The sequence below is a fragment of the Bacillus sp. PK3_68 genome (genome assembly GCF_003600835.1).
Classification (GTDB): domain Bacteria; phylum Bacillota; class Bacilli; order Bacillales; family Domibacillaceae; genus Pseudobacillus.
On sequence record NZ_NQYC01000001.1, the window covers coordinates 3,190,875 to 3,197,500 of the forward strand.

General features: G+C 44.3%; 2 protein-coding genes, 2 rRNA genes and 1 riboswitch (1 of these 5 only partly in view). All 4 genes read left to right on the forward strand.

Annotation, left to right across the window (positions count from 1 at the left end):
• Positions 1–29 precede the first annotated feature (29 nt).
• Positions 30–1,706: a M20/M25/M40 family metallo-hydrolase gene (locus tag CJ483_RS16185; RefSeq protein WP_120036167.1), complete on the forward strand. Its 1,677-nt coding sequence runs from the start codon at positions 30–32 to the stop codon at positions 1,704–1,706.
• A 704-nt stretch (positions 1,707–2,410) separates the two neighbouring features.
• A riboswitch (purine riboswitch) is annotated at positions 2,411–2,512 on the forward strand.
• Positions 2,513–2,642: 130 nt separating this feature from the next.
• Complete coding sequence (gene guaA / locus CJ483_RS16190; RefSeq protein ID WP_182917167.1) at positions 2,643–4,163, forward strand: glutamine-hydrolyzing GMP synthase; 1,521 nt, start codon at positions 2,643–2,645, stop codon at positions 4,161–4,163.
• Between the two features lie 521 nt (positions 4,164–4,684).
• Positions 4,685–6,238, forward strand: a 16S ribosomal RNA gene (locus tag CJ483_RS16195).
• Positions 6,239–6,443: 205 nt separating this feature from the next.
• Positions 6,444–6,626: ribosomal RNA gene (locus CJ483_RS16200) — 23S ribosomal RNA — on the forward strand (it continues 2,748 nt past the right edge of the window).
• Together the 16S and 23S rRNA genes form the textbook arrangement of a ribosomal RNA operon.

Below are 6,626 nucleotides of genomic sequence, written 5' to 3' on the forward strand. Positions count from 1 at the left end.
TTGAAAACATCAGAGAGAGGTTGATCGTTATGTATGGTGAATTAAAACATTTATCTATAGAAGAACAGGTAGAAAAATTAACTAAAACGTTAGTGGGTATTCCTAGTGTGAATGGTTCAGAGAATGGTGAAGTAGCAGTGGCAGATGCGATCTTAGGTATTTTGCGTTCTTATCCATATTTTCAGCAGAATCCAGCGCTTGTTTGGGAACAGACAGCCGTTGATGATGCACTAAATAGGAAGAATGTCTTCGCTTTTATCAAAGGTGGAGTGAATGCCAAACAAACCATTATTCACCATGCTCATATTGATACAGTGGGGATTGAGGATTTTGGTGCGTTGCGTGCCCATGCATTTGATCCGGATTATCTGCAAGATTTCTTCAAAGAATTTGAGCAAAACCCGGATGTTCAGGCAGATGCCTGTTCCGGAGACTGGATGTTTGGGCGCGGATCGGTTGATATGCAAAGTGGAGCAGCGGTTCATTTAGCCAATCTTCTTTACTTTTCAGAACATCGAGAGGAGCTTCCAGGAAACCTGCTTGTCATGTTTAATCCTGATGAAGAAAGCCAGCACGCCGGCGTGAAAAGTGCGGTTTTTGAACTTGAGAGACTGAAAAACGAATGGGGTTTAGAGTACGTAGCCGCTATTAACAATGATTTTATCACTCCGCAGTATGATGGCGACACAACGAGATACATTTACACAGGGGCAGCCGGGAAAATACTGCCGAGCTTTTATATTTATGGAAGAGAAGCACATGTAGGAGACACGTTGCAAGGGGTAGACCCGAATTTCATTGCGGCTGAACTAACGAGAAGAATTCACAATAATGTGGAGCTGTGTGAAAACATTCCTGATGAAATGGTGCTGCCGCCAACATGTCTCTTCCAGCGAGATAATAAGTTCACATACAATGTACAAACAGCAACGAGCAGCTATTTATATTTCAATTACTTCTTATATCGTGATTCTGCGGCTGATGTGATGAAAAAGCTTCGCCAAATTACTGCTGAGGCCTGTCAGGAAATTACACAATATTTGTCGAACCAATATGAAGAATACTTGAACCGTTCAGGCCTGCCCCGGAAAAATTTAAACTGGGATATCGAGGTGGTGTCACTTGAGGAGTATAGCCGAGATTTAAAAAATAGGGGAATTGATGTAGAGAAAGTGTGCGCAAAAGTGACGGAAGAGCATAAGATGCTTGATGTAAGAATGATTTCCTTCAAGATTGTGGAAGTGCTGAATGAACTGGACCCTAAAAAGAAGCCGCGAGTGGTCTTGTTCTTTGCTCCTCCATACTTACCGCATAACTTTTTGAGAGAAGATAATCCTGCGGAACAAGCTATTTTGAAAACGATAAAAAATGTTTTAGCTGAGGCCAAGCAGGAGAGCGGTGAGAATTTTGAAGTGAAGAAATTCTTCCCTTACTTAGCGGACGGCAGTTATCTATCCATTCATGAAACGAATGAAGAGTTACAGAGCTTATTAAATAACTTGCCGAGTCTCGGTGGGCTGTACACGCTTCCGGTCGAAGAGATCCGCCGCTTAAACATCCCTTCTATTAATATGGGCGTATACGGAAAAGATGGTCATAAGTGGACGGAAAGAGTCTATAAGCCATACTCGTTTGGTGTTTTGCCTAAGCTCATTAGAGAAACAACAATCAGTTTGCTGAACCATGTACCTGTAAAAGTAAATTAAAGAATGAATAAAAGCCAGGCTCTTCCTTCTGGATTTGATGTAGGCATCCATAGAGGAGTCCTGGCTTTTCGTTATAGTATAATAATTAAAACAAGTCAGATGAATGGCTTGTAGATTATTATGCAATGATTGTTTCTTCTATGCTTGGAAATTTAATTTTGGGCACCCTAATAGATGTATCGACCCAATCTGTTATGCAGCTGCTATGGAAGAATGTTTTTTTTATTCTTTTGTACTTGCCGAGCTATTTATTACAGCTGCCATCATAAACAAACCGCTGCTTCTTTTATCGATCTTGGCTTTAATGAACTATAAAGCAATGACCACAATAAGTGAAAAAGTTATTTTATCAAAAGAAGGCAGTGTTTCTCTTTAGGGTGACCACTATTTTAGTGGTCTTGCGGGATACGGCGTTGGCTCTGGCCCGTTAGAGAATATGGAACAGAAGCATTTGGCGAGGAGATTGTTCTTCGGTAATTGCTAATCTGGAGTGTTAGGGACCTCGTGGTTCTCGATCTTATTTTGACTGCAATCAATGCAGAAGAATCAATGTGCCCATCTGTTTAAAGGACCTTTTTAATCAGTTGGAATCGGGGAGCCACAAAAGCGGTTACATCCTAAGTGTGTTTTTTACTGAATATTTAATTAACAACAGAACAGCTTGACCGCTGTGGTTGATAGATATAAAATGAGGTCAAATTAGCTCGAATAATCGATTTCTCCTTCATATATTTTCGACAATATGGGTCGAAAGTTTCTACTAAATCACCGTAAATGATTGGACTATGAGGGCAGATTCTTTTTGTAAACAACTAGAATTCTGCTTTCAGCGCTGAAAGGATTCTAGTTTTTATTTTATGTACATCGAGCAGTATCTTATTGCACAATAGAGGAGTGGAAAGAGTGGCAGGAAAACCGGAATTACATAACCAGGAAATGATCCTTGTTTTAGATTTTGGCAGTCAATACAATCAATTAATCACCCGTCGTATTCGGGAGTTTGGTGTGTATAGCGAGCTTCATCCGCATACAATCACTGCAGAAGAAGTAAAGGAAATGAACCCGAAAGGCATTATCTTTTCCGGCGGACCAAATAGCGTTTACTCAGAAAACGCATTTCATTGTGATGAAAAAATCTTCGAATTAAATATCCCGATTTTTGGTATTTGTTATGGCATGCAGTTAATGACGAAACATTTTGGCGGCAAAGTAGAGCCTGCTTCACACCGTGAGTATGGAAAAGCAGCCATTCAAGTGAAAAATGAAACTGCACTCTATAAAGGACTGCCAGCAGAACAAGTTGTCTGGATGAGCCATGGTGATTTAGTTACAGCTGCACCTGAAGGCTTTTCGGTTGATGCCGTGAACCCTTCTTGCCCGATCGCTTCGATGAGCAATGAAGAGAAGAAGCTTTACGCCGTGCAATTCCATCCGGAAGTGAAGCACTCCGTATACGGCATTGAGCTTTTGAAAAATTTTGTGTTTGAAGCATGCGGTTGCAGTGGCGACTGGTCGATGGAGAACTTTATTGAAGTCGAAATGGAGAAAATTCGTCAGGTAGTCGGCGATAAGAAAGTACTCTGCGCACTAAGCGGTGGTGTGGACTCTTCTGTCGTAGCTGTGCTGATTCATAAAGCCATTGGCGATCAGTTAACATGTATTTTTGTGGATCATGGACTGTTGCGAAAAGGCGAAGCCGACAGCGTTATGGAAACATTCGCTCAAGGTTTTCATATGAACGTTATTAAAGTGGATGCTAAGGACCGCTTCCTGAATAAATTAAAAGGTGTGTCCGACCCTGAACAAAAGCGTAAAATCATTGGTAATGAATTTATTTATGTATTCGATGATGAAGCTACTAAGCTGGAAGGCATTGAGTTTTTAGCTCAAGGTACCCTTTATACAGACATTATTGAGAGTGGTACAGCAACAGCGCAAACAATCAAGTCTCACCATAATGTTGGCGGACTGCCTGAGGACATGCAATTTAAATTGATTGAGCCTTTAAATACCTTATTCAAAGACGAGGTTCGCGCTCTTGGAACAGAGCTTGGTATTCCAGATCACATTGTTTGGCGGCAGCCATTCCCAGGACCTGGACTAGGTATTCGTGTTCTTGGTGAAATTACTGAAGAGAAGCTCGAGATTGTACGTGAATCTGATGCGATCTTACGTGAAGAAGTACGCCTGAACGGTCTTGAAAGGGAGATTTGGCAATACTTCACTGTGCTGCCGGACATCCGCAGTGTAGGAGTAATGGGCGATGCCCGCACGTACGATTATACAATTGGTATTCGCGCAGTTACGTCTATTGATGGCATGACTTCTGACTGGGCAAGAATTCCTTGGGATGTGCTTGAAAAGATTTCAACGCGTATCGTTAACGAAGTCCCACATGTTAACCGCGTGGTGTATGATGTTACGAGCAAGCCGCCTGCTACAATTGAGTGGGAATAAGTTTAAGCAAACTATACAAATGAGAAGGAAGTAAATTTGTGTGTTTTCTTTGTGTGAGCTTGGAGATATTAGTGGTCACAAGCCGCCTGCTTACAAAGGCAACAGATATTTGGATATTTCTTTGTCATTTGATACCTTAGCTGCACTTCGGACAAAATGTCCGAAGTGCTTTTGTTTTTTGGGGAAGAAACAACTCTAACCTTATGGAAAAGAGTGATGTCATGTATCTGAGAATGGTTAAGTATAAGAGAGAGTAAATTTATTTTTAAAAAATGTTGACGATGTTTAATAGAGCTGGTATAGTATTAAGAGTCGCCAATGGAAGTAACTGAAAATCCACAGGGACACAGCATGATAACTTCTCAGAAAAAAGTTTTAAAAAACTTTGACAAGAAGAAGTGAATGTGGTAAGATAATAAAGTTGCTATTGAGCAGCGGTTAAAATTGATCTTTGAAAACTGAACAAAATACATGCCAGTAAGTTAATTCTTATTTTTAAAACATGAGCAAGTCAAACAATCTTTTTGGAGAGTTTGATCCTGGCTCAGGACGAACGCTGGCGGCGTGCCTAATACATGCAAGTCGAGCGGACTTGACGGAGCTTGCTCTGTTCAAGTTAGCGGCGGACGGGTGAGTAACACGTGGGTAACCTGCCTGTAAGACTGGGATAACTCCGGGAAACCGGGGCTAATACCGGATATTCTTTTTCTTCGCATGAAGAAGAATGGAAAGGCGGCTTTTAGCTGTCACTTACAGATGGACCCGCGGCGCATTAGCTAGTTGGTGAGGTAACGGCTCACCAAGGCGACGATGCGTAGCCGACCTGAGAGGGTGATCGGCCACACTGGGACTGAGACACGGCCCAGACTCCTACGGGAGGCAGCAGTAGGGAATCTTCCGCAATGGACGAAAGTCTGACGGAGCAACGCCGCGTGAGTGAAGAAGGTTTTCGGATCGTAAAGCTCTGTTGTCAGGGAAGAACAAGTACCAAAGTAACTGTTGGTACCTTGACGGTACCTGACCAGAAAGCCACGGCTAACTACGTGCCAGCAGCCGCGGTAATACGTAGGTGGCAAGCGTTGTCCGGAATTATTGGGCGTAAAGCGCGCGCAGGCGGCTTCTTAAGTCTGATGTGAAAGCCCACGGCTCAACCGTGGAGGGTCATTGGAAACTGGGAGGCTTGAGTGCAGAAGAGGAGAGCGGAATTCCACGTGTAGCGGTGAAATGCGTAGAGATGTGGAGGAACACCAGTGGCGAAGGCGGCTCTCTGGTCTGTAACTGACGCTGAGGCGCGAAAGCGTGGGGAGCGAACAGGATTAGATACCCTGGTAGTCCACGCCGTAAACGATGAGTGCTAAGTGTTGGAGGGTTTCCGCCCTTCAGTGCTGCAGCTAACGCATTAAGCACTCCGCCTGGGGAGTACGGCCGCAAGGCTGAAACTCAAAGGAATTGACGGGGGCCCGCACAAGCGGTGGAGCATGTGGTTTAATTCGAAGCAACGCGAAGAACCTTACCAGGTCTTGACATCCCGCTGACCGGTCTGGAGACAGATCTTTCCCTTCGGGGACAGCGGTGACAGGTGGTGCATGGTTGTCGTCAGCTCGTGTCGTGAGATGTTGGGTTAAGTCCCGCAACGAGCGCAACCCTTGATCTTAGTTGCCAGCATTCAGTTGGGCACTCTAAGGTGACTGCCGGTGACAAACCGGAGGAAGGTGGGGATGACGTCAAATCATCATGCCCCTTATGACCTGGGCTACACACGTGCTACAATGGATGGTACAAAGGGCTGCAAGACCGCAAGGTTTAGCCAATCCCATAAAACCATTCTCAGTTCGGATTGCAGGCTGCAACTCGCCTGCATGAAGCCGGAATCGCTAGTAATCGCGGATCAGCATGCCGCGGTGAATACGTTCCCGGGCCTTGTACACACCGCCCGTCACACCACGAGAGTTTGCAACACCCGAAGTCGGTGGGGTAACCCTTACGGGAGCCAGCCGCCTAAGGTGGGGCAGATGATTGGGGTGAAGTCGTAACAAGGTAGCCGTATCGGAAGGTGCGGCTGGATCACCTCCTTTCTAAGGAAATTGTGAACCGTGTCAGGCTTTTAGCCGCACGTAGTAGCAACAGAGAACGCTGTTCTCACAAACGAATTAACGGCATTGTTTTTTGTTCAGTTTTGAAGGATGAATTCCTTCTCTATAGGTAAGCAACTTTGTTCTTTGAAAACTGGATAATATCGTATAAAAGTAACCAAGCAATAACCGAGTAATCGCCATTTTAGGTTAAGTTAGAAAGGGCGCACGGTGGATGCCTTGGCACTAGGAGCCGAAGAAGGACGGGACTAACTCCGATATGCTCCGGGAAGCTGTAAGTAAGCGTTGATCCGGAGATTTCCGAATGGGGAAACCCACTGTTCGTAATGGAACAGTATCCCTACCTGAATACATAGGGTAGGAGAAGGCA